Annotated in this window: 23 protein-coding genes and 1 tRNA gene; 13 read left to right on the top strand and 11 right to left on the bottom strand. The window is 62.1% G+C overall.

Going from position 1 to position 21,955, the window contains the following annotated elements; all coding sequences use genetic code 11:
- The first annotated feature begins 78 nt into the window (after nucleotides 1–78).
- The gene (locus B2S33_RS01420) at nucleotides 79–969 is read left to right on the top strand and encodes a LysR family transcriptional regulator (RefSeq protein WP_027914314.1); all 891 of its coding nucleotides are present in this window, start codon (nucleotides 79–81) and stop codon (nucleotides 967–969) included.
- On the opposite strand, the gene B2S33_RS01425 is transcribed toward B2S33_RS01420, so the two are convergent.
- Complete coding sequence (locus B2S33_RS01425; protein ID WP_028687847.1) at nucleotides 966–1,436, bottom strand: GreA/GreB family elongation factor; 471 nt, start codon at nucleotides 1,434–1,436, stop codon at nucleotides 966–968. The two genes, B2S33_RS01420 and B2S33_RS01425, sit on opposite strands and share 4 nt — an antisense overlap.
- A 2-nt stretch (nucleotides 1,437–1,438) precedes the next feature.
- The gene (locus tag B2S33_RS01430) at nucleotides 1,439–1,828 is read right to left on the bottom strand and encodes a hypothetical protein (protein WP_027914316.1); all 390 of its coding nucleotides are present in this window, start codon (nucleotides 1,826–1,828) and stop codon (nucleotides 1,439–1,441) included.
- A 129-nt stretch (nucleotides 1,829–1,957) separates the two neighbouring features.
- Here B2S33_RS01430 and earP point away from each other — a divergent pair, with 129 nt between their 5' ends.
- The gene (gene earP, locus B2S33_RS01435) at nucleotides 1,958–3,091 is read left to right on the top strand and encodes an elongation factor P maturation arginine rhamnosyltransferase EarP (RefSeq protein WP_288649560.1); all 1,134 of its coding nucleotides are present in this window, start codon (nucleotides 1,958–1,960) and stop codon (nucleotides 3,089–3,091) included.
- 48 nt (nucleotides 3,092–3,139) lie between these two features.
- A complete protein-coding gene (gene efp / locus B2S33_RS01440; RefSeq protein WP_023535349.1) occupies nucleotides 3,140–3,709 on the top strand; it encodes an elongation factor P in 570 nt (189 codons plus the stop codon).
- A 143-nt stretch (nucleotides 3,710–3,852) separates the two neighbouring features.
- On the opposite strand, the gene B2S33_RS01445 is transcribed toward efp, so the two are convergent.
- Both B2S33_RS01445 and B2S33_RS01450 read right to left on the bottom strand, forming a co-directional pair.
- Nucleotides 3,853–4,308, bottom strand: a complete 456-nt coding sequence (locus B2S33_RS01445) for a MarR family winged helix-turn-helix transcriptional regulator (RefSeq protein ID WP_027914318.1) — start codon at nucleotides 4,306–4,308, stop codon at nucleotides 3,853–3,855.
- 57 nt (nucleotides 4,309–4,365) lie between these two features.
- A complete protein-coding gene (locus tag B2S33_RS01450) occupies nucleotides 4,366–5,319 on the bottom strand; it encodes a LysR family transcriptional regulator (protein WP_028687849.1) in 954 nt (317 codons plus the stop codon).
- A 114-nt stretch (nucleotides 5,320–5,433) separates the two neighbouring features.
- Here B2S33_RS01450 and B2S33_RS01455 point away from each other — a divergent pair, with 114 nt between their 5' ends.
- Nucleotides 5,434–6,183: a sulfite exporter TauE/SafE family protein gene (locus B2S33_RS01455; protein ID WP_288649563.1), complete on the top strand. Its 750-nt coding sequence runs from the start codon at nucleotides 5,434–5,436 to the stop codon at nucleotides 6,181–6,183.
- A gap of 11 nt (nucleotides 6,184–6,194) precedes the next feature.
- Here the strand turns inward: B2S33_RS01455 and B2S33_RS01460 are convergent, their stop codons facing one another.
- Nucleotides 6,195–7,046: a LysR substrate-binding domain-containing protein gene (locus tag B2S33_RS01460; RefSeq protein ID WP_027914321.1), complete on the bottom strand. Its 852-nt coding sequence runs from the start codon at nucleotides 7,044–7,046 to the stop codon at nucleotides 6,195–6,197.
- A 97-nt stretch (nucleotides 7,047–7,143) separates the two neighbouring features.
- Between B2S33_RS01460 and B2S33_RS01465 the strand changes: the two genes are divergently transcribed.
- Nucleotides 7,144–7,362: a DUF1127 domain-containing protein gene (locus B2S33_RS01465; RefSeq protein WP_049696383.1), complete on the top strand. Its 219-nt coding sequence runs from the start codon at nucleotides 7,144–7,146 to the stop codon at nucleotides 7,360–7,362.
- A 40-nt stretch (nucleotides 7,363–7,402) separates the two neighbouring features.
- Here B2S33_RS01465 and B2S33_RS01470 read toward each other — a convergent pair whose 3' ends face one another.
- Nucleotides 7,403–8,749 (bottom strand): class II 3-deoxy-7-phosphoheptulonate synthase, encoded by a 1,347-nt coding sequence (locus B2S33_RS01470; RefSeq protein ID WP_280078216.1) that lies wholly within the window; start codon nucleotides 8,747–8,749, stop codon nucleotides 7,403–7,405.
- A 113-nt stretch (nucleotides 8,750–8,862) separates the two neighbouring features.
- Between B2S33_RS01470 and B2S33_RS01475 the strand changes: the two genes are divergently transcribed.
- Complete coding sequence (locus B2S33_RS01475; protein WP_027914324.1) at nucleotides 8,863–9,618, top strand: spermidine synthase; 756 nt, start codon at nucleotides 8,863–8,865, stop codon at nucleotides 9,616–9,618.
- A 441-nt stretch (nucleotides 9,619–10,059) separates the two neighbouring features.
- Nucleotides 10,060–11,730, top strand: a complete 1,671-nt coding sequence (locus B2S33_RS01480; protein WP_027914325.1) for a DEAD/DEAH box helicase — start codon at nucleotides 10,060–10,062, stop codon at nucleotides 11,728–11,730.
- Between the two features lie 65 nt (nucleotides 11,731–11,795).
- On the opposite strand, the gene B2S33_RS01485 is transcribed toward B2S33_RS01480, so the two are convergent.
- Nucleotides 11,796–12,563, bottom strand: coding sequence for a DODA-type extradiol aromatic ring-opening family dioxygenase (locus B2S33_RS01485; protein WP_088523763.1), 768 nt, complete (start codon nucleotides 12,561–12,563; stop codon nucleotides 11,796–11,798).
- Between the two features lie 100 nt (nucleotides 12,564–12,663).
- Here B2S33_RS01485 and B2S33_RS01490 point away from each other — a divergent pair, with 100 nt between their 5' ends.
- Nucleotides 12,664–13,314, top strand: coding sequence for a thiopurine S-methyltransferase (locus B2S33_RS01490; RefSeq protein ID WP_280077305.1), 651 nt, complete (start codon nucleotides 12,664–12,666; stop codon nucleotides 13,312–13,314).
- 76 nt (nucleotides 13,315–13,390) lie between these two features.
- Here B2S33_RS01490 and htpX read toward each other — a convergent pair whose 3' ends face one another.
- Together htpX and B2S33_RS01500 are read right to left on the bottom strand one after the other, a co-directional pair.
- A complete protein-coding gene (gene htpX / locus B2S33_RS01495; RefSeq protein ID WP_023535364.1) occupies nucleotides 13,391–14,278 on the bottom strand; it encodes a protease HtpX in 888 nt (295 codons plus the stop codon).
- Between the two features lie 268 nt (nucleotides 14,279–14,546).
- A complete protein-coding gene (locus B2S33_RS01500) occupies nucleotides 14,547–15,758 on the bottom strand; it encodes a pyridoxal phosphate-dependent aminotransferase (RefSeq protein WP_049696379.1) in 1,212 nt (403 codons plus the stop codon).
- A 167-nt stretch (nucleotides 15,759–15,925) separates the two neighbouring features.
- Here B2S33_RS01500 and msrB point away from each other — a divergent pair, with 167 nt between their 5' ends.
- The gene (msrB, locus tag B2S33_RS01505) at nucleotides 15,926–16,321 is read left to right on the top strand and encodes a peptide-methionine (R)-S-oxide reductase MsrB (protein WP_025338187.1); all 396 of its coding nucleotides are present in this window, start codon (nucleotides 15,926–15,928) and stop codon (nucleotides 16,319–16,321) included.
- A 13-nt stretch (nucleotides 16,322–16,334) separates the two neighbouring features.
- Entirely contained in the window at nucleotides 16,335–16,823 is a 489-nt protein-coding gene (locus B2S33_RS01510) for a glutathione peroxidase (RefSeq protein ID WP_028687853.1), read from the top strand.
- Here B2S33_RS01510 and B2S33_RS01515 read toward each other — a convergent pair.
- Entirely contained in the window at nucleotides 16,813–19,167 is a 2,355-nt protein-coding gene (locus B2S33_RS01515) for a response regulator (protein WP_288649567.1), read from the bottom strand. The genes B2S33_RS01510 and B2S33_RS01515 overlap by 11 nt on opposite strands.
- A gap of 194 nt (nucleotides 19,168–19,361) precedes the next feature.
- Here B2S33_RS01515 and B2S33_RS01520 point away from each other — a divergent pair, with 194 nt between their 5' ends.
- Together B2S33_RS01520 and B2S33_RS01525 are read left to right on the top strand one after the other, a co-directional pair.
- Nucleotides 19,362–20,252 (top strand): ATP-binding protein, encoded by an 891-nt coding sequence (locus tag B2S33_RS01520; RefSeq protein WP_028687854.1) that lies wholly within the window; start codon nucleotides 19,362–19,364, stop codon nucleotides 20,250–20,252.
- The gene (locus B2S33_RS01525; RefSeq protein ID WP_027914332.1) at nucleotides 20,249–20,731 is read left to right on the top strand and encodes a GAF domain-containing protein; all 483 of its coding nucleotides are present in this window, start codon (nucleotides 20,249–20,251) and stop codon (nucleotides 20,729–20,731) included. The genes B2S33_RS01520 and B2S33_RS01525 overlap by 4 nt, the downstream gene beginning before the upstream one ends.
- 55 nt (nucleotides 20,732–20,786) lie before the next feature.
- On the opposite strand, the gene B2S33_RS01530 is transcribed toward B2S33_RS01525, so the two are convergent.
- Nucleotides 20,787–21,554: a hypothetical protein gene (locus B2S33_RS01530; RefSeq protein WP_027914333.1), complete on the bottom strand. Its 768-nt coding sequence runs from the start codon at nucleotides 21,552–21,554 to the stop codon at nucleotides 20,787–20,789.
- Between the two features lie 325 nt (nucleotides 21,555–21,879).
- Between B2S33_RS01530 and B2S33_RS01535 the strand changes: the two genes are divergently transcribed.
- Nucleotides 21,880–21,955: transfer RNA gene (locus B2S33_RS01535), tRNA-Glu, on the top strand.

A 21,955-nucleotide genomic window follows, 5' to 3' on the forward strand; every position in this document is an offset into this window, starting at 1 on the left:
GGGAAGATTATCGACGCCCTCGACGCATGACACCAATGTATAGTTCTCACGCCATCCATCTTGAAAGCAGATTGATCCATGAATCTCAAGCAGCTCGAATATGCATTGGCGGTGGCCGAGACAGGCAGCTTCACCCGTGCCGCCGAGCGCTGCCATGTGGTGCAGTCGGCGCTCAGTCATCAGGTGGCCAGGCTGGAAAGCCAGCTGGGCGTGAGCCTGTTCGAGCGCACCTCGCGCCGGGTGTGGTTGACCCCGGCAGGGGAGGCGTTCGTGCTAAGCGCCCGGCCAGCGGTGGAGGCCGCGCGACGCATTGCCGACGATGTGGCCGCCGCCTGTGGCCAGGTTCGCGGTCGGCTGACCATCGGTGAAATCAGTTCGCTGACGGCTCTGGACCTGGTCGACCTGCTTGCCGAGTTTCACGTGCACTATCCGGATGTGGATGTACGGTGGCTCACGGCCAAGAGCGAACGGTTGGTCGCCGATGTGCTCGAGCGTCGCCTGGATGTGGGTTTCATCGGGTTGTGGGAAGGCGAGGGCGTGCAGGGGGTACAGCATCGTCTACTGGCTCGGGAGGCTCTGGTCGCCGTGCTTCCACCCACCCACCGCCTGGCCGGACACGGGCAATTGACGCTTGCCGACCTGGTCCAGGAGGTGCTGGTGGATTTCCCGGAAGGCACCGGTGCGCGCCGGCAGACCGACGAAGCGTTCCAGGCGGCAGGGCTGCAACGTCGGGTGCAGTTCGAGATCGGTCATGTGCGGCTGGTGGAGAAGTTCGTGCAGCGCGGCATGGCGATCGGCCTGGTGCCGGAGCGAGTGGCCCAGGGCTTTGACGGCGTGGCCAGGGTACAACTGCTCGATGCGCCGGTACGGCACCTGTACGCGATCTGGTCCGCCCACCCGACACCCGCCGCCCGGGCTTTTCTAGCGCTCATGGAGCAGCGCCTGGGGGCGCTTGAGCACAGGCGCTAGATCACCTCGACGAGGGTCCAGCCTGTGGCATTGAGACTGACCTCCTCGTCAATGCGCTTGCCCATCAGTTGTTGCCCCAGAGGTGAGCGCGGCGTGATCACCATGACCACCTCATCGCCCAGGACGATCTTCAACCCAGCCGCCTCGGGCCCGATGATCAGCCTGCGGCATTGGCCCTGTTCATCTTCCAAGGTGACCACCTGGCTTACCTGCACCCCTTGTTCAGGGTCGTAGTCGCGCAGCTTCAGCTGTCGGTAGGTCTGGAGTGCCTGGCGGATCTCGGCGCTGCGCCGGGCCTGGCCCGTGGCCAGGTAGGAGGCTTCCAGGCCCAACGTGTCGTACTTGTTCTCGGCGATGTTTTCTTCGGCAGTGGCAGCTTCATAAGCGCTCTGCGCTGCTCGGGTTACCACATCCAGGTCGTGTTCGAGGGCCGCGATGATCTGCGCTATCAGGTGAGTCTTGTTCATGATCAGTAACAGAACTCCAGCACGTTGGCCTGGCTTTTGTCTGTGGGGGCCGTGCGGTTCTGCTGTAACCAGAACTGGCATTTGGGGGTGTTGAGGTTGCGGGGGTTGCCTTCGGCGGCTTGCTCCAGTTGCTGCTTGTGCAGCGTGTCCTTGTAGCGCTCGAACATTTCGGCCTGGGCGTTCGGTGGCTGCGTCGAGGTCGGCGGCGTAGCGCCGCGGGGGGCGTCCTGCGCGGTGGCTGGCTCCGGTGCCTCGACCGGGGTGGGCATCAGCTGGTCCACAAGCCACAGGCTGGCAGCAATCGCCACAGCGCCCAGCCATAGGCCCAGCGCGATGCTCAGTATCAGTGGCAAGGGTTTGAGCGTGATCGTCAGTTCGCGGCGACGGGGCATGGTTGCTTCCTGGCAAGGTGGGCGTTGGCGCATTGTTGCATGCGCGTTGGCATTTTTACGCGCACGGCTGTCTTTGGTGACAATTTATGCGCAGAATCCGCAGCTTTGGCACGGGTTAGGGAGCCGAGCATGACAGCCACGTGGGACATCTTTTGCAGCGTCGTGGACAACTACGGCGATATCGGTGTGACCTGGCGCCTGGCTCGGCAACTGGTGGCCGAGCACGAGGTCGCCGTGCGGCTGTGGGTTGATGACCTCAATGCCTTCGTGCCTTTGTGCCCGGGCGCAGACGCCACTGCGGCGCAGCAATGGCTACGAGGTGTGGAGGTGCGTCAGTGGTCGTCTACCTGGGTGCCGGTGGAGCCGGGTGATGTGGTGATCGGCGCGTTCGCCTGCCAGTTGCCGGATGCATTTGTCCAGGCCATGCGAGCGCGCCACACCCCGCCTGTGTGGCTGAACCTTGAATACCTGAGTGCCGAGCCATGGGTGGAGGGCTGTCACGGGCTGCCGTCACCGCAGCCAAACGGGCTGCGCAAGGTATTTTTCTTCCCGGGCTTAACCGAAAAAACCGGTGGGCTGCTTCGCGAGCATGACCTGTTGCCAAGGCGTGATGCCTTCGAGCGGTCCAGCCGAGCGCGCACAACGTTTCTCGAGGCTTTGAAGGTAACGCCCGCGCAGGGTGCCCTGTTGATCATGCTATTTGCCTATGAGAACCCGCAGCTTGCCAGCTGGCTGCAAGCGCTGGCCACCGACCCGCAGCCGTCTCATGTGCTGGTACCGCAAGGGCGCAGCATCGCCGGGCTTGGGCAGTGGCTTGGGGTAACGCACCTTGAGGCGGGCGATGTGCATGTGCGCGGATCATTGACGGTGCAGGTGTTGCCTTTCGTCAGTCAGGACGATTTCGACCGGCTGTTGTGGAGCTGTGATTTCAACGCCGTACGAGGCGAGGATTCCTTCGTTCGCGCCCAGTGGGCGGCCAAGCCCATGCTTTGGCACATCTACGTGCAGGAAGAAAACGCGCATTGGGAAAAACTCGAAGCGTTCCTGGCGCTTTATCGACGCGGCTTGTCGGACGAGGCGCAAGCGGCCCTACTCGGGTTATGGCGTGCCTGGAACAGGGATCAGGACATGGGGCAGGCCTGGCGCGCAGCCCGCCCGCATTGGGCGCAATTGCACCAGCATGCCCGTTGCTGGGCTGCCCAGCAGGCCGCTGGGCCGGACCTTGCCAAGGCGCTAGTACACTTTTGTGGAAATTCGCTATGATATGCCGCCTCGATTTTTATAAATCCATCCAGATTCGGATACTGCGTAATGAAAACTGGTAAAGAACTGAAACCCGGTACCGTCCTGCGGATCGACAACGACCCGTGGCTGGTTCAGAAAGCGGAATTCACCAAGTCGGGCCGTAACAGCGCGATCATGAAGACCAAGCTCAAGAACCTGCTGACCGGCTACAAGACCGAAACCGTATACGGTGCGGACGACAAGCTGGACGACGTGATCCTGGACCGCAAGGAAGCCACCCTGTCGTTCATCAACGGTGATGAATACACCTTCATGGACACCAGCGACTACACCATGTACGAGCTGAATGCCGAAGACATCGAAGCCGTTCTGCCGTACATCGAAGAAGGCATGGAAGACGTCTGTGAAGCCGTCTTCTTCGAAGGCCGCCTGGTCTCGGTAGAACTGCCGACCACCATCAGCCGTCAAGTGGTCTACACCGAGAACGCTGCGCGCGGCGATACCTCGGGCAAGGTCATGAAGCCTGCCAAGCTGAAGAACGGTACCGAGATCTCGGTGGCCGACTTCATCCAGATCGACGAGTGGATCGACATCGACACCCGCGACAACAGCTTCAAGGGTCGTTCCAAGAAGTAATGCTTCCTGGATAGCCTGAAGCACCGCTACTGCCTGGTGCTTCTGTGGGGCCGCAAAGCGGCCCCAACTATTGAGCACACGCAAGCGTGGATTTCTACGCCACCGCACCTCGGTAGCGCCGCTCCAGCCCAAGTTAGCCCCCCTCACAACGTCTTCTGCAAGCTCTCGCGCAGTTCCAGCAAATCGGCTTGCAGCTTTTGCAGCCCCTCGTGGGTGCGCCCACTGGCCTTGAGAATCAGCTGAGGCACCTCTTCGGCTTGCTTGTGCAACTTGCGCCCTTTATCCGTCAGCTGCACCAGCACAACCCGCTCATCTTCACGGCTGCGGGTGCGCTTGAGCAGGCCTTCGCTTTCCAGGCGCTTGAGCAACGGCGTCAGTGAACCTGGGTCAGTGAGCAAGTGCTGGCTGATTTCGCCCACGGTCAAACCATCGTGCTCCCACAACACCAGCATCGCCAGGTATTGCGGGTAGGTCAGGTTGAGGGCCTGAAGCAAGGGCTTGTACACCTTCGTCATCAGTAACGAGGTGGAATGCAGCGCGAAGCAGACCTGGTTCTCCAGTAGCAGTTCGGCGCCAGAGGCTTTGTTATCGGCGTTCATGCAGGTCCTTGAATTCGTTGAATAAGAAACTAGCACGCTGATGGTGGGGTACGCTTACTACCAGCGTAATTCACTGCGCAGTGCCAAATCCCACGGCGGGACCGGGCTAAAGCGGCTCTTGAGGAATTCGAGCAGCAATCGGCTGCGAGAGTTCGTTTCATGTTCAAGGCGAAGTGCATAAATGCCGCTCGTCTCCGCTTGGGGCAGGCCGGCGTCGCAAAAAAGCGCGATCAATTCCCCACGCAACAGATATTCGCTGATCAGCCAGGTAGGCAAATGGGCGATTCCCAGCCCGGCCAAGGCGCCGAACAGAAGGGTTTCGGCATTGTTGGCAACCATGCGCATGCGCGAGGGCCGGTACAGACGTGTCTGGCCGTCTACCTCAAATCGCCAGGCGAACGGGGGTGCCAGGCCGTCCCAGTCCAGGCCGTCATGGCCAGGCAATTCGCTGGGGCACTTGGGCACGCCCCGTGCAGCCAGGTAGGCGGGGCTGGCGCAGGCGATGCGCACCATGTCGGCAAGGGGTGTCGCCACCAGGCGTGTGTCGGCCAGCGGACCTGCCCGTAATACCAGGTCGACTTCGCCTAAATGGCTGCCGTGCATGTCGACGAAACTGTCGATCAAGCGCAATTGCACATCGAGGCCAGGGTAGGCCACCAGAAAATCGGCGATCGCCGGGGCCAAGTGACGGCGCCCGAAGGCCGCCGGTGCATCGAGGCGTATCAAGCCTTCCGGGGCATTGCTCAACGACACCGCTTCGGCCCGGGCCAGGCGCAACTCATCTATGACGTGCCTGGCGCGTTCGGCAAACGCATTGCCCGCAGGCGTCGGCCGCACAGCGTGGGTGCTGCGGCTAAACAAGCGGCTGCCGAGGGCGCGCTCCAGGTTATCGATGCGCCGGGCAACCGCTGACGGCGTCAGTGGATGACGCCGGGCCGCGCCGGAAAAGCTCCCGGTTTCCAGTACATCGAGAAACAAGCTCAATTGATCGGTCAATGTATCAGGGTTCATGGCCAAGTCCGCTTTTGCAGGAAACGCACAGCCATTGTGCGTGGCTGTGCGTTTCGCTGCCAGCACACAGCCGCTAGCATGACGGTCCCTGTGCACGATAAAAGTTGAAATCTGATGATCGAGTGGGTGCTGTACGGCGTATTGGGCGTCGCCCTGGGAACCGTGGGTGGGCTTTTCGGCATCGGTGGCGGCCTGATTGCCATTCCGGCCCTTGGCGTGTTGTTCGGCCTTGACCAGCAGTTGGCGCAGGGCACGGCGTTGGTCATGGTGGTGCCCAATGTGCTATTGGCGTTATGGCGCTATCACCAGCGCAACCGCATCGAGCTACGGCATGCCCTACCGCTGTCCTTGTGCAGCTTCGTGTTCGCCTGGCTGGGGTCGATCTGGGCCGTGGGGTTGGACGCGCATGCCATGCGCCTGGGTTTTGTGGGCTTTCTGGTGGCGCTGGCGATCTGGAACGTGGCCAGGATGTTCATGAAAGTCAGCCCTGCCAGTACAGAGCTGCGTCATCCCTGGCCTTGGCTTGGCGTACTCGGCAGCTTCGCCGGGACCATGGGCGGGTTGTTCGGCGTCGGTGGCGCGGTCGTCGCCACGCCGATATTGACCAGTGTGTTCGGCGCAACCCAGGTGGTCGCGCAAGGGTTGTCACTGGCGCTGGCAGCGCCAAGCACGTTGATCACCCTGGTGACCTACGGCGTGCACCACAGTGTGGACTGGAGCGTCGGTATCCCGCTTGCGGCGGGCGGGCTATTGAGCATCAGTTGGGGCGTCAAGTTGGCCCACGCCCTGCCGGAAAAGGCGCTGCGGGCGATGTTCTGTGTTTTCCTGGTGGTCTGCGCGGTCATGCTTGGTTTCGAACTGTAGCCGCAGGCGTGTCACTTGAACCCTTCGATGATGTACTGCGCCATGCAATCGGTGATGGGGGAGGGTGACTGACCGCCACGTACCAGCATGACGTTGGCCAGCGGCAATTCAGGCAAGCCTTCGGCTTCGCCGAGTACCCGCAGATTGCCGCTGATCAGGCTCTGCAACTGGGCGGTCACCGCCAGCCCCGCGGTGACCACGGCAAAAATGGCCGACAGGCTGGGGCTTGTGTAGGCCACCCGGTAGTCGATGCCCTGGGTTTCCAGTGCGTTACAGGTCCAGGCGCGGCAGAAGCACTCGGTGTTGAACAATGCCAATGGCATGGGGCGCTGCTCGTGTGGGCAGAAGCCCTCGGCCGCAGCCCATACCAGCCGCTCCTGGCGCAGCAGTTGGCCGATTTCGTTGCCGGGCTCACGGGTGACGATGGTCAGGTCCAGGTCCTTGCGCAGCATCAGCTGGCGTGAGGTGTCGCAGTGCACTTCCACCTGGACCAAGGGGTAGGCCTTGGCAAAACTGGACAAAATGCTCGGCAGAAAACGCATGGCGTAGTCGTCAGGTGTACCGATTCGCACCAGGCCCACCATGTGCGGCATGCGCAGGGTGTTGAAGACCTCACCGTGCAACTTGAGAATGCGCCGGGCATACCCCAGCAATACCTGTCCTTCGGCGGTCAAACGCACTTGCCGCCCCTCGCGTTCGAACAAGGGCCGTTGAAGGATATCTTCTTCCAGGCGCTTCATCTGCATGCTGACGGCCGATTGGGTGCGGTTGACCACCTCACCGGCACGGGTAAAGCCGCCTTGCTCGGCGATGGCAACAAAGGTACGCAGCACGTCGGCGTCGAGACTCTGGTACTGGGACATTGCATCAATCTCCGAGATGCATGGCATCAGAAACATTCGTTGGATTGATCTTAATCGGCGCGTGAGACTGAAGCCATCGATAACGGAGGGCTTCACGATGAAAGGTACGATCAGTTGCGCAGAGGCTTCAGTTGTGTCGTCAAGGACGTTGTGGCAAGCGACCTGGGGGCGCGTGATCCGGTGGTTGGAGCTGCACCGCCAGCGCCAGCAGCTTGCCAGCCTGAGCGACGCCATGCTCCACGACCTGGGCTTGAGCAGGGCCGATACGCATCAGGAAAGCGAGCGGCACTTCTGGGACGACCCGCTGTGCAAGTGAGCGCAGCGAGGTCCCTGCCTTGCCTTTTTCGGAGCGCCGCTTAGCGGCGCACCTGCTTCAGTGTCTCGGCGATCAGGAACGCCAGTTCCAGCGACTGGTCGGCGTTCATCCGCGGGTCGCAGTGGGTATGGTAGCGATCCGACAAGGCGTCCTCGGTGATCGGGCGGGCCCCACCGATGCACTCGGTGACGTTCTGCCCGGTCATCTCGATATGAATACCACCTGCGTGGCTGCCTTCGGCCTGGTGAACCTGGAAGAACTGCTTCACCTCGTCCAGGATCTGGGCGAAGTCGCGGGTCTTGTAGCCGCTGCTGGCCTTGATGGTATTGCCATGCATCGGGTCCGAACTCCACAGCACCTTGCGGCCCTCGTGCTCGACCGTGCGGATCAGCCCCGGCAAATGGTCCCCGACCTTGCCCGCGCCCATGCGCACGATCAGGTTCAGGCGCCCTGGATCGTTGCTGGGGTTGAGGATGTCGATCAGGCGGATGAGCGCCTCCGGTTCCATGCTCGGGCCCACCTTGACCCCGATCGGATTGTGCACCCCACGCAAGAACTCCACGTGTGCGCCGTCGAGCTGACGTGTGCGATCGCCGATCCAGAGCATGTGCGCGGAGCAGTCGTAGTAGTCGCCAGTCAGGCTGTCCTGGCGCACGAAAGCCTGTTCGTAGTTGAGCAGCAGGGCTTCGTGGGCCGTGAAGAAGCTGGTCTCGCGCAGCTGGGGTGCGCTGTCCAGGCCACAGGCGCGCATGAACGCCAGGGTCTCGTCGATGCGGTTGGCCAACTGGTGATATTTGTCGGCCAGCGCCGAATTGGCGATGAAGTCCAGGTTCCACTTGTGCACCTGGTGCAGGTCGGCGAAGCCGCCTTGCGCGAAAGCGCGCAGCAGGTTCAGGCTGGCCGTGGACTGGTGATAGGCCTGCAGCAGGCGCTCGGGGTCGGGGATGCGGCTTTTGGCATCGAAGCCGATACCGTTGACGATGTCGCCACGGTAGGCGGGCAAGGTAACGCCGCCCAGGGTCTCGTCACCGGCCGAGCGAGGCTTGGCGAACTGCCCGGCCATGCGCCCTACCTTGACCACAGGACAGCCGGCGGCAAAGGTCATGACAATGGCCATTTGCAGCAGCACCTTGAAGGTGTCGCGAATCTTGGCCGCGGAAAATTCCGCGAAGCTCTCGGCACAGTCGCCACCTTGCAAGAGAAACGCCCGGCCTTCGGTCACCTCGGCGAACTGACGCCGCAACTCGCGGGCTTCGCCAGCGAACACCAACGGCGGGTAACTGGCCAGGGTTTGCTCGACCTTGTGCAGGTGCGCAGCGTCAGGGTAGACGGGTTGTTGCTGGATCGGCAGGGCACGCCAGCTGTCAGGGCTCCACGTTTGGGTCATTTCAGGCTCGGTCATGTAGGTTGCAGGCTGGCAGCCATGGTAACAGCTGGCACCGTGCTTGTTGCAGCACGGGTGTTGACGGACAATGCAGCTTTTGCGGGGGTGATTTGCACATGGTGGCGCAACGGCAGGAGCGGTTGCTGGCACGCGTGGAGGATGCCTTTGGCGTCATCAGCGTGTACGAGGTGGATGATTACCGTTTCCTCGAATTCGGCGACGCCATCGAGCAGAGCTGCGTGTTCACGGCGGACCCCAGCTGGCTGGAGTACGATTACACCCGCGCCATGCTGGTAGGGGCGCTTTGCCATGAACAGCCGGAAAGTGCGCTGTTCCTGGGGCTGGGCGCCGGAACCCTGACCCAGGCTTGCATGAAGTTTCTGCCCCTCGAAGACATCGAGGCCATCGAGCTGCGCCCGGATGTGCCACGCCTGGCCATGGAGCACCTTGGCCTGGATGATGACCCGCGGTTATATGTGCGCATCGGCGATGCGGTCGAATTGCTGCCGACTGCGGAAACGACCGACTTGTTGTTCGTCGACCTTTATACCGACCATGGGCCTGGCGTCGGGCATTTGGCTTGGAATTTTCTGGAGGGCTGCCAGCAACGCCTCAACCCCGGTGGTTGGCTGGTGATCAACCAGTGGGCCACTGACGAGGGCAAGCCGCTTGGGGCGGCATTGCTGCGCGGGTTGTACCACCGCCATTACTGGGAATTACCGGTCAAGGAGGGCAACGTGATCGTGCTGGTGCCAGCCGACCTGGAGCAGACCCTCGACATGGCGGGGCTGCGGGCGCGGGCTGAGGCCCTGGCGCCACGCCTGGGGTATAGCCTGGACGGGTTGATCAAGGACATTCGGCCGGCCAGTTGAGCCGCAGGGATGGGATGAAATTGCAGGGGGCCGTTGCGCGACCCCGCGCGCCATACAGAGGGCTTCGGTGGTTTGACCGCAGCGTTCCAGTCACTTGGCGATAACCAAAACAACGCCCCTGCAGGTGTAAAAGATGTATCGTTTCAGCCGCTGCCCACCGACAGCGCCCTCAAACCCCGCGGCCTGAAAAAATTCCTCCCGCCCCGTTCGATTTCAGGTATAGTACGCGCCGGTCTTTTAGCGGGCCTCAAAAATCAGGCGGTGCAAATCCTCCGAGTCCAGCTTCGGCTGCACGTCCGCTAGGCGGACCTTCCCAAGTATCTTTTTCAATCGTTTTCGCAAATCCCCGCCGCCAAAGCTGCCTGGGTGACCTGTCGGTCTTTCATGGCTTGTGCAGCTTTGGAGCATGGGTCTTTGCGGATGCACTCTAGAGGCAGACCCATGACCCAGGAAATCGCCGGCTTCGCCGCTCTCGATCTCAATCCGAACATTGTTGCCGCTGTCGTGGCCACCGGCTATGAAGAGCCGTCGGCCATTCAGCAGCAATCGATCCCGATCATCCTCGCCGGTCACGACATGATCGGCCAGGCGCAGACAGGCACCGGCAAGACCGCTGCCTTCGCTCTGCCGATCCTCAACAAGATCGATGTGAGCAAGCGCGAGCCGCAAGCCCTGATCCTGGCACCAACCCGTGAGTTGGCGCTGCAAGTTGCAACCGCTTTCGAAACCTACGCCAAGCAGATGCCGGGCGTGAACGTCGTGGCCGTCTACGGTGGTGCCCCGATGGGCCCGCAGCTGCGCGCCATTCGCAACGGCGCGCAAATCGTCGTCGCCACCCCAGGCCGTCTGTGCGACCACTTGCGTCGTGACGAGAAGGTCCTGTCGACCGTGCAGTACCTGGTACTGGACGAAGCCGACGAGATGCTCAAGCTGGGCTTCATGGACGACCTCGAAGTGATCTTCGATGCCATCCCGGCCACGCGTCAGACCGTACTGTTCTCCGCGACCCTGCCGTCGTCGATCCGCTCGATCGCCGAACGTCACCTGCGTGAGCCCAAGCACGTCAAGATCCAGAGCAAGACCCAGACCGTCACCGCGATCGATCAGGCTCACCTGATGGTGCATGCCGACCAGAAGATCCCGGCCGTGCTGCGTCTGCTGGAAGTCGAAGAGTTCGACGCGCTGATCGCCTTCGTGCGCACCAAGCAGGCTACCCTGGACCTGGCTGCCGCGTTGGAAGCCAAGGGGTACAAGGCTGCTGCGCTGAACGGCGACATCGCCCAGAACCAGCGTGAGCGCGTGATCGACTCGCTCAAGGATGGCCGCCTGGACATCGTCGTCGCCACTGACGTCGCTGCCCGTGGCCTGGACGTGCCGCGCATCACCCACGTGTTCAACGTCGACATGCCGTACGATCCTGAGTCCTATGTGCACCGTATTGGCCGTACCGGCCGTGCGGGTCGCGAAGGTCGCGCACTGCTGCTGGTGACGCCGCGTGAGCGCCGCATGCTGCAGGTGATCGAGCGCGTGACGGGTCAGAAAGTCGCCGAAGCGCGCCTGCCCAACGGCCAGGCGGTGCTCGATGCCCGTATCAAGAAGCTGACCAATAGCCTGGCGCCGCTGGTTGCCGAAGCCGAAGCCACCCACGGCGAGCTGTTCGACCGCCTGACCGCCGACCTGGGCTGCAGCGCTCGCGCGCTGGCTTCTGCCCTGCTGCGCAAGGCCACCAATGGCCAAGCCCTGGACCTGGCAGCGGTAGAACGCGAACAGCCCCTGGTGCCAAGCTTCGCCCCGCGTGGCGAGCGCACCGAACGTGGTGAGCGCCCGGACCGTGGCGACCGCGAGCGTCGTGCGCCACTGCCGTTGGCAGAAGGCCGCGTACGCTGCCGTACTGCCCTGGGCGCACGTGACGGTATCGCTGCCAAGAACCTGCTGGGCGCGATCCTCAACGAAGGTGGCCTGGCGCGTGATGCCATTGGTCGCATCCAGGTGCGTGATAGCTTCAGCCTGGTCGAGCTGCCGGAAGACGGCCTCGAGAAGCTGCTGACCAAGCTCAAGGACACTCGCGTCGCTGGCAAGCAGCTCAAGCTGCGTCGCTACCGCGAAGATTGATCCTCAAGCAATAAAACATCCCCGGCCTAGGTCGGGGATTTTTTTTGCAAGCCATCAGGCGCGACCTAACCGAATCGGTAGATATCCATCCCCAGCGCGCCCAAGGTGAAGCCCTGGTGCACCACGTCAAAAGCCCCACCCGCGCCTAGGGCAAAGAACAGCGGCAGCAGATGCTCATCGCTGGGGTGATTGCGCACGGCAAACGGCGCCTGCGCCCTGTAGTCGAGCAAGGCCTGGCAGTCGTTGGCCTGCAACGTCTCTACCATCCAGTTTCTGAAGGCCAGCGCCCACGGCGCCATCCTGTCCGGCCCAGCCTGCCAGTCCAGTTCACCAAGATTGTGCGTGATACTGCCAGAGCCAATCAGCAGGACACCTTCTTCGCGCAGCCCGGCCAGGGCCTGGCCAATGCGTAGCTGCCCCGTGGGGCCCAAATGGCTGGGCAAGGACACCTGCACCAGCGGGACCTGTGCCTGCGGATACATCAGCGATAAGGGCACCCAGGCGCCATGATCGAAGGGGCGCTCGGCGTCTGGGTCAGCTGGCAGCCCGGCCGCCTGCAAACGATCACAGATACGTTGCGCCAGGTGCGGATCGCCCGGTGCTGGGTACTGCACCGCATACAGCGCCGCAGGAAAGCCAGCAAAGTCATGCCAGGTCGCCGGCCTCGCGCCGCTCGTCACTGCCAGGTCGCGGCTTTCCCAATGGGCCGATACCACGACAATCGCACGTGGCGTAGGCAGCTGTTGAGCCAACTGCGCCAGTGCAGGCCCGCTGGCGCCGGGCTGCAATGCCAACATGGGTGAGCCGTGGGAGATGAACAAGCTAGGCAGCATGGCAGGGTCCTGAGGGTTAAGATGCTCGCATCTTCGGCCAAGGCTTGATCGAATCCAAATCAAGTTATGGCTGGGAACCATCGAATAATCGGGAGGAAACATGGAACCGGCATTCTGGCAGCAGCGGTGGGCCGACAACCAGATTGGCTTTCATCAAGCCCAGGTGAACCCCTACCTGCAGGCCTATTGGCCTGGCTTGCATCTGGCAGCCAACAGCAAGGTCCTGGTGCCCTTGTGCGGCAAGAGCCTGGACGTACTGTGGCTGGCCGGGCAGGGGCACCGAGTGATGGGTGTCGAGTTGTCTCGTCGGGCAGTGGAAGACTTCTTCCGTGAGCAGGGGCTCCAGGCACAGGTCTCGCACACAGGCGCATTCGAAATCTGGCGTCATGGGTCTATTGAGCTTTGGTGCGGCGATTTCTTCGCGCTGACGAGCGGCGACGTGGGTGACTGTACCGCGCTCTACGACCGAGCGGCCTTGATTGCCTTGCCCTCGGCGATGCGGGAGCGGTATGTCCGAGCGCTGTCGGGCTTGTTGCCTGCTGGCACCAAGGGGCTGGTGGTGACCTTGGACTATGACCAGGCGCTGGTGCCCGGGCCGCCGTTTTCGGTGAGCGACGACGCGTTGCGGCAGGGGTTCACCGGCTGGCAAGTGGATGAGCTCGAAGCGGTGCAGATGATCGAGCAGAGCCCGAAGTTCGTGCAGGCGGGGGCTTCGAGCTTGTGGGAGAGGGTCTATCGGGTCAGCCGTTGAGGTCTGCACCCCGCCTTGTGATTAACAGGCGCTCATAAAAAAAGGCGACCGAAGTCGCCTTTTTGCAGGGGGTGGATCAACCGCGGCGGCGCAGGGCGTCGATGCGGTCTTCCAGTGGCGGGTGGCTCATCAGCAGGCCGGCCAGGCCCTGCTTGAGACCCCCATTGATGCCGAAGGCCTTGAGCGTGTCGGGCATGTGAACCGGCAAACCCTGTTCCACACGCAGGCGCTGCAAGGCGCCGATCATGGCCGAGGTGCCGGCCAGGCGAGCGCCGGCTTCGTCTGCGCGATACTCGCGGCGGCGCGAGAACCACATGACGATGATGCTGGCCAGGATGCCCAGTATCAGTTCTGCCACGATGGTCGCGACGTAATAGGCGATACCTTGGCCTTCCTCGTTCTTGAAGATGACCTTGTCGACGAAGTTGCCGATGATCCGGGCGAAGAACATCACGAAGGTGTTCACCACGCCCTGGACCAGCGCCAGGGTGACCATGTCGCCGTTGGCAACGTGGCCGATCTCGTGCGCCAGCACGGCGCGCACTTCATCGGGCGAAAAACGCTCCAGCAGGCCTTGAGAGACCGCCACCAGTGCATCGTTACGGTTCCAGCCGGTGGCAAAGGCGTTGGCTTCATAGGCCGGGAAAATACCCACTTCCGGCATCTTGATGCCAGCCTCGCGGGACAGCTCCTCGACCGTTTGCAGCAGCCACTGCTCGTGCCGGGTACGCGGCTGGCTGATGATCTGGGTACCGGTGCTCATCTTCGCCATCCACTTGGAGATGAACAGCGAAACCAGCGAGCCGGCAAAACCGAACACCGCACAGAACACGAGCAGGCTGCCAAGGTCCAGGTCGACCCCGTTGGCAGCCATGAACCCGTTGAAACCGAACAGGCTCAGGGTAATGCTTGCAACCAGCACCACCGCAAGGTTGGTGGCCACAAACAACAGAATGCGCATCATGGTTGTTACGTTCTCCTGACGGATGAATTGTCGCTTACTGCGGGGTATATAAGGGGCCTGCCGCCGGGATTCAATCGACGGACTATTTCAAACTGTGTAAGCCGCAGTATGGCAGAGGAGGGGAAGCCGGCTGTGGGATAGAGCATTGCAGGATGTAAGAAACATGCTACAGCGCGCGCAGGGCCGTCCTTTTCCTGAGGCGGCCCTGCCAGCGCTCACAGCTGCAACCAGAGTGTCGGCCCTCTGTGAGCGCCAGCGGCGCGTGTGCTTACTGCGAATAGGTCCTGAGGAAATTGCCGATCCGCCCGATGGCCGCTTCCAGGTCATCTACGCGGGGCAGCGTCACTACGCGGAAATGGTCCGGCCAAGGCCAGTTGAACGCAGTGCCCTGGACGATGAGCAGTTTCTCGGACAGCAGCAGGTCCAAGGCGAATTTCTCGTCGTTGAGGATCGGGCAGACCTTCGGGTCGATCCTCGGGAACGCATACAGCGCGCCCATGGGCTTGACGCAGCTCACCCCGGGGATGTCGTTGAGCAGCTCGAAGGTGCGGTTGCGCTGTTCTAGCAAGCGCCCCGGTGGCAGCACCAGGTCGTTGATGCTCTGGTAACCACCCAGTGCGGTCTGAATGGCATGCTGGGCCGGTACGTTGGCGCACAGGCGCATGTTGGCCAGCATGTCGATGCCTTCGATGTAGCTCTGGGCATGATGCTTGGGCCCGGAAATGATCAACCAGCCGGAGCGAAAGCCTGCCACGCGGTACGATTTGGACAGGCCGTTGAAGGTCAGGCACAGCAGGTCCGGTGCCAGGGAGGCCGTGCTGATGTGCACCGCTTCGTCATAAAGAATCTTGTCGTAGATTTCGTCGGAGAACACCACCAGGTTGTGCTGGCGAGCGAGCTCCAGCATGCCCCGCAACAGCGCTGTGGAATACACCGCGCCCGTTGGGTTGTTGGGGTTGATGATGACCAGTGCCTTGGTGTTGGGGGTGATCTTGGCCTTGATGTCCTCCAGGTCGGGGAACCAGTCGGCCTGCTCGTCGCACAGGTAGTGCACCGGTTTGCCGCCGGCCAGGCTTACGGCTGCCGTCCACAGGGGGTAGTCGGGGGCGGGGATGAGCACCTCGTCACCGTTGTTGAGCAGGGCCTGCATCGACATGACGATCAACTCGGACACGCCGTTGCCCAGGTAGATATCTTCGATGCCGACGCCTTCGATGCCCTTTTGCTGGCAGTACTGCATCACCGCCTTGCGTGCGCTGAACAGGCCTTTGGAATCGCTGTAGCCCTGCGCGGTAGGGAGGTTGCGGATCACGTCCTGCAGAATTTCATCGGGCGCCTCGAAACCGAACGGCGCCGGGTTGCCGATGTTCAGCTTGAGGATGCGGTGGCCTTCCTCTTCCAGACGCTTGGCGTGCTTGAGCACAGGGCCGCGAATGTCGTAGCAAACATTGGCGAGCTTGTTCGATTTGCTGAACTGCATGATGGAATCCCGATTGAGAAAACGCGCTATGCCCGGCCGAAAGGTTTGTAAGGGCACAAAGCGGGTGCGAGACTGAACGCCTTGCACACGAAGCCAACTAATATACGTGCCACCCGCGCCCCGGAAAAGACGGCGCAGGGTGAAATTGAGCCTGCCGAGGGAGCCCCATGCAAAAGATCGAGAAAACCCTGGAACAGTGGCGGTCGATGCTCGACCCCGAGCAATACCAGGTGTGCCGTCTGAAAGGCACCGAGCGGCCGTTCAGCGGCAAGTACAACAGCGAGCGCCGCGACGGCATCTATCACTGCATCTGCTGCGGTCTGGCATTGTTCGATGCCCAGACCAAGTTCGATTCGGGCTGTGGTTGGCCAAGCTTCTACGCCCCCATCGAGGATAGCGCGATGATCGAGATCCGCGACACCTCCCACGGCATGATCCGCACCGAGGTGACCTGTGCCCGCTGCGACGCTCACCTTGGCCACGTGTTCCCCGACGGGCCACCACCGACCGGGCTGCGCTACTGCATCAACTCGGTGTGCATCGACTTGCGCCCTCGTGACTGACCGGAGCTCGAACATGGCCGCATCGCTGCTGGATATTCCCTGTGTCACCCTTGCAGGCGAACACAAGAAGCTGGGCGACTTCCCAGGCAAGGCCGTGCTGGTGGTCAACACCGCCAGCCAGTGCGGCTTCACGCCGCAATACGCCGGGTTGGAACAGCTGTGGCAGAGGTACCGTGATCGCGGGCTGGTGGTGCTGGGCTTTCCCTGCAACCAGTTCGGCAAGCAGGAGCCTGGCGAGGCGCGTGACATCGCGCAGTTCTGCCAGCGCAATTTCGGCGTGAGCTTTGCGCTGTTTCGCAAGGTGGAGGTCAACGGCCCAGGCACCCACCCCTTGTTCGCCGAGCTCAAGCAGCGGGCGCCTGGCATTCTGGGTAGCCAGAAGATCAAGTGGAACTTCACCAAGTTCCTGCTCGACCCGGCCAGCGGCCAGGTGGTGCGTTATGCACCGACCACCAAGCCGCAGGCCTTGGAGGCGGACATCGAGCGTCTGCTCAGCCGCTGACCGGCACCCAGCGATCGACCACGGCCAGCAGGTCCTCGCGCCGGAACGGCTTGGCCAGGTAATCGTCCATACCGGCGGCTCGGCAGCGGTCGCGCTCCTCGGGCATTGCATTGGCGGTGAGCGCGACAATGGGCAGCCCTGGCCAATGGCCGCGCTCACGGATGCGCCGGGTGGCCTCGTAGCCATCCATCACCGGCATGTTGCAGTCCATCAGCACCAGGTCGAAGGCTTCCTCTTCTAGCCGCGCCAGGGCTTCGACTCCTTGCGTGGCCAATTCCACCTGGCACCCCAGCTTGGCCAGCATGCCTTTGGCCACCAGCTGATTGACGGGGTTGTCCTCCACCAGCAGGATGCGCGCCCGGCCTTTGGCTGTAGCGGGGGGTGGGGTTGCCAGTGGGTGCTCGGCATCGTGTCCTTGCAATACCCGATGCAGCGTCTGGTACAGCGCCCCACGGGTCAGCGGGCGTGCGAGCTGATGCAGGGGGGGCATGGCCAAGGCCTGTTCGCTGGGCAGGAAGTTGCCGTAGGCAGTGACGAGCAGGATGGGTACCTGCGAAACCCTGCGCACCTCGGGCAGCGCCTGCACATCGTCGAGTATCAGCAGGTCGGTTGCGCCTGCTACGGTGTCAATGCCGTCGTGCCGTGCATACGCCAGGCCCAAGGCCGGTAACAGGCCAAGCATCAGCTCATGCAGGCCGCTGCCCGCTGCGGTCAGTGCAGCCACGCTGGCGTGCAAAGGCTCGGGTGTATCGGCCTTGGCGCAGGCGTTGAGGGGGAGTTCTGCAGTGAAACGGCTGCCAAAACCGGGCTGGGACCGAATATGCAGATGGCCATGCATGGCCTTGCACAGGTTACGGGTCAGGGCCAGTCCCAGGCCGGTACCGCCGTACTGACGCGTGATGCCTGCGCCGGCCTGGGTGAAAGGCTGGAAGATGCGCGCTTGCGCTTCTTCCGGGATGCCGATGCCGGTATCCCGGACTTCCAGGCGCACGCCGCCGATCATCGGCTCAAGCCTGACGTCCACCCGTCCAAAGCGGGTGAATTTCAACGCGTTGGACAACAGGTTGCCGACGATCTGGCGCACCCGCGTAGGGTCGCCCAATACGCTTGCCGGAAAGTCATGGGCAATCAGACAAGTCAGTTCGACCCCCTGGGCCACGTTCTGCGACAGCAGGCTAGCGGTGTCCTCGATTAGGGTCGCCATGTCGAAGGGGATTCGTTCTAGCTCGAGCTGGCCTGCATCGAATTTCGACAGATCGAGGATATCGTTGAGCAGTTCGACCAGGACTTTCCCGGAGTCGTGTGCAATGGTCAGCTGCTGGCGCTGCTCACCTGGCAGCGGGTTGTCCAGCGCCAGGGCGATCATGCCGAGCATCCCATTGAGGGGCGTACGGATCTCGTGGCTCATGTTGGCCAGGAACGCAGCCCGTGCATGGGCCATGTCCAGCGCCCGACGCCGGGCTTGCTCAAGCTCTTGGTTGGTCAGGCTGAGGTTGTCGTTGCTCGCTTTGAGTTCATCGGTACGGGCCGCAACGATGTTTTCCAGCTCGTTGAGGTACTGGGTGAGCCGATTCTCGGCCGTACGGCGCTGCTCGATCTCGGTGGACATGCTGACGAACTGCTGGTTGGCCACTTTCACCAGTACGCCGATTTCATCGTGCTCATGACCGGGCGGGCATTGCAGTCGTCTCTGCAGGGGCTTGCGCGCATCGCCGCCGCTCAGCGCACCGATCACCGTGACCAACGGCTTGGTCAGCATCATATAGAACAGGGCCAGCAACAGGCCTGTCAGCACAAGGCTGCGGGCAAAGCCGTTGAGCAGGGTGAGGCCGGCGCGGTCGAGAAAGCGCCGGCCGAAGGGGTAGGTGTCCACGTCCAGGTACAGCGTGCCCAGGTACTCGTCGGGCATGTGGGTGAGAAACAAGGGGTCGCGCAGTTGACGGTGATCGCCGAACAGAAAGTCGCTGATCGGCCTGTAACGGTCTTCGAGTCGCGGCCGTTCCACGTCTGCCAGCACCGTCTCGTTGTTGTCGATCAATCGCGCGCGCACGATGGCAGGCGACTCCAGCAGCCCCCGGGTCAGTTCCAGTGCCAGCTCCGAGTCGATGTTGTAGGCGATGCGCGAGGCCGGGTTGTGGCTGATTTGCAGCAGCGCACGCACTTCGCGGTTGATCGAGGCGTCTTCGCTGGCATAATCGATGCCGATCTGGACAAGACTGAGCAATGTTCCCAGGATGAAGCCAACCAGGACTGTCAACCGGGCTTGCTTGTATGACAGGCGATTGGTGAACTTGATATCCATGAGTCCCGAGCCGGTTCCACATTCCTTGCGCTGCGCAAGCATAGCCGATCGATCGCGGCTGCTGGCGGGTCTGTCACATTTTCAGCCCTGATCAGGCTGAGCGCCTGGGCTGGCCGTTTGATTGCTCAATCGCCTTGTACGCCATGGCACGGTGCTACGTGCCGTCGTGACTGTACGAGGCGGTTCTAGGATAACGGGCCACCCGCCAACCCGAATTCGACTGTGTAGGAGTCGTCATGGACGCCCGCTTGATTACTTTTCTGGACCGCGCCGAAACGGTGCTGGCCCGTCTCGAGCCGCTGCTGCCGGCAGCGCGTCCCGAGATAGACTGGTCCGCGACCCTGGCTGCCCGGTGGCAGCGCGATGGCCGCAGTGGCTACCTGATGCCGCTTGAGGTCAGCCTGGATATCCGCCTGAGCGACCTGATCGGTGTCGACCAGCAGCGTGACCAGCTTGGCCGCAACACCCATCAGTTCATCAGTGGCCTGCCTGCCAACCACGCGTTGCTGTGGGGCTCGCGGGGCACAGGCAAGTCCTCGCTGGTGCGTGCGCTGCTGGCCGAGCACGCCGCAGCGGGGCTGCGCTTGATCGAGATCGAGCGCGACCATTTGGCCGACCTGCCACGGGTGGTGGAGCAACTGCAGAAATTGCCGCAGCGCTTCATCCTGTTCTGCGACGACCTGTCGTTCGAGGCGGGGGAGGGCGACTACCGGGTACTCAAGAGCGTGCTCGATGGCTCGCTTGAGCAGGCCCCGGATAACGTCCTGTTGTACGCCACATCCAACCGCCGCCACCTGGTACCAGAAAAACAGAGCGACAACGAAAACTGGCAGATGGTCGATGGCGAGTTGCACCCCAATGAGGCCGTGGAAGACAAGATCGCCTTGTCCGACCGCTTTGGGTTGTGGCTGTCCTTCTACCCGTTCAGCCAGGAGCACTTCCTCGATGTGGTCGAGCACTGGATCGGCCAGCTCGCGCGCCCTGCCGGGCTGCGCTGGCAGCGTGACGAAGCCCTGGACATACTCGCCGTGCGCTGGGCTACCGGCCGCGGCAATCGTAATGGCCGATGTGCCTATCAGTTCGCCCGCTATTGGGTCGGGCTGCAATTGCTGGAGCAAACCCGATGATCGATCTCAATGCCAGTGGTGCTGGCCTGGACGGCTACGCCTTGCTGGCGGCGCAAGTACAGGCGCTGTTCGCCGACGAGCGTGACTTCACCGCCAACGCCGCGCAATTCTCGGCTTTTGTCTATCACCAGATCGAAGACCTGAACTGGGCGGGGTTTTACATCAATCGCGATGAACAGCTGGTGCTCGGCCCGTTCCAGGGCCAGGTGGCCTGCGTGCGCATTCCCTTTGGCAAAGGGGTGTGCGGCACCGCAGCAGCCACGCGCCAAACCCAGCGGGTAGAAGACGTGCACGCCTTTGCCGGGCACATTGCCTGCGACAGCGCGTCCAACAGCGAGCTGGTGATTCCACTGATCAAGGCGGGCAGGCTGGTGGGCGTGCTGGATCTGGACAGCCCCACGATCGGGCGTTTCAGTGAAGCCGATCAGGCAGGGCTTGAGCAGCTGGTGGCGATTTTTCTGGAACTGACTGACTGCTGATCGCCCTTGAGCACGTATCGACGGCGCGCCTGCGCCGCCGTTACGGGCACCCGGTTCAGTCGTACATCGCCTTCTTCTTCCAGGTCTCTTCGTCGTCGGTTTTCAAGCCTTCGGTCAGCTCGTTATCTTCGTCCTCGGTCGGCGCCAGCTGATCCAGCACTTGGGCATTCACCCGCGCCAGCAGTTTTTCAAGATACGTCAGCTGCTCTTCGTAGACCTTGGGCTCCGGTTGCTTGCGCAGGTACTGCACGCCCCGTTCGAACGCCAGGCGAGCCTGGCCGGGCTGCTCGTTCTGCAAGGCCTGTTGGCCGAGGTTGTTGAAGAACTCGATGTGCAGCAATACCAGGATGTGGCGGATTTCCTTGAGCCAGTGCTTGGCTTCCAGAGCAGGTAGAAAGCCTTCTTGCGCGGCGCGGGTGATCTGGTTGTGCAAGGCTTCGAGCAGAAACCGCACGTCCTTGGCCTTGGCTTCGGTCAGGATCGGGTTGGGTGGGTTGTTGACCGGTATCTGCTCGCCTTTGGCGATCAGCGCTTCAACTTCGGCGATGCGCGCCTTGATGTCGGCATTGTGCTTGTCCAGGGCAAGCTGACGCTGGTTGACGTTCAGCTCCAGCCGGGTCAGCAGCAATTTCAGCCCAGGGGTCATGTACTGGCCGGGGAAGGTTTCACTGATTTCGCCACAGCGACGCAGGCGATCGGCCAGTTCTATCTTCAATCGAGCGCGCTCGAGCTTGCCGTTCTCGACCACGTTATTGAGGTAGCCAATCAGAATCAGCAGTGCGATACCCGCCACGACGAGCAGGGTGATCAGAAGTGGTGTCACCGTGAATGCCTCATGAAATGGATTGCATCATTGAGTGTAGGGGCGAGGTTGCGTAGACCCTGACAGCCTGTGTTCATTATCGGCCGCATGCCCAGTGGCTGAATGCTGGCACATTTACGCTGCGCTGACGTCAGAAATTCAGCTCGGGCTTCGTTTAGCGCCTGCGCAATCTGGGGCGGCAGGGCGGGAAGTCATTGATTTAAATAAATTTCTACAAAAGGGTTGACGGCCTATCCATCCCTCCATAGAATGCGCGCCACTTGCAGCGTAAAGCACACAGCAGAACGCAGCAGGGAGTGAAAGCAGGCAGTAATGCCAGCAGCGTGTCCCCTTCGTCTAGTGGCCTAGGACACCGCCCTTTCACGGCGGTAACAGGGGTTCGAGTCCCCTAGGGGACGCCA

This window comes from Pseudomonas sp. UBA5568 (assembly GCF_002425525.1).
Lineage (GTDB): Bacteria > Pseudomonadota > Gammaproteobacteria > Pseudomonadales > Pseudomonadaceae > Aquipseudomonas > Aquipseudomonas fulva.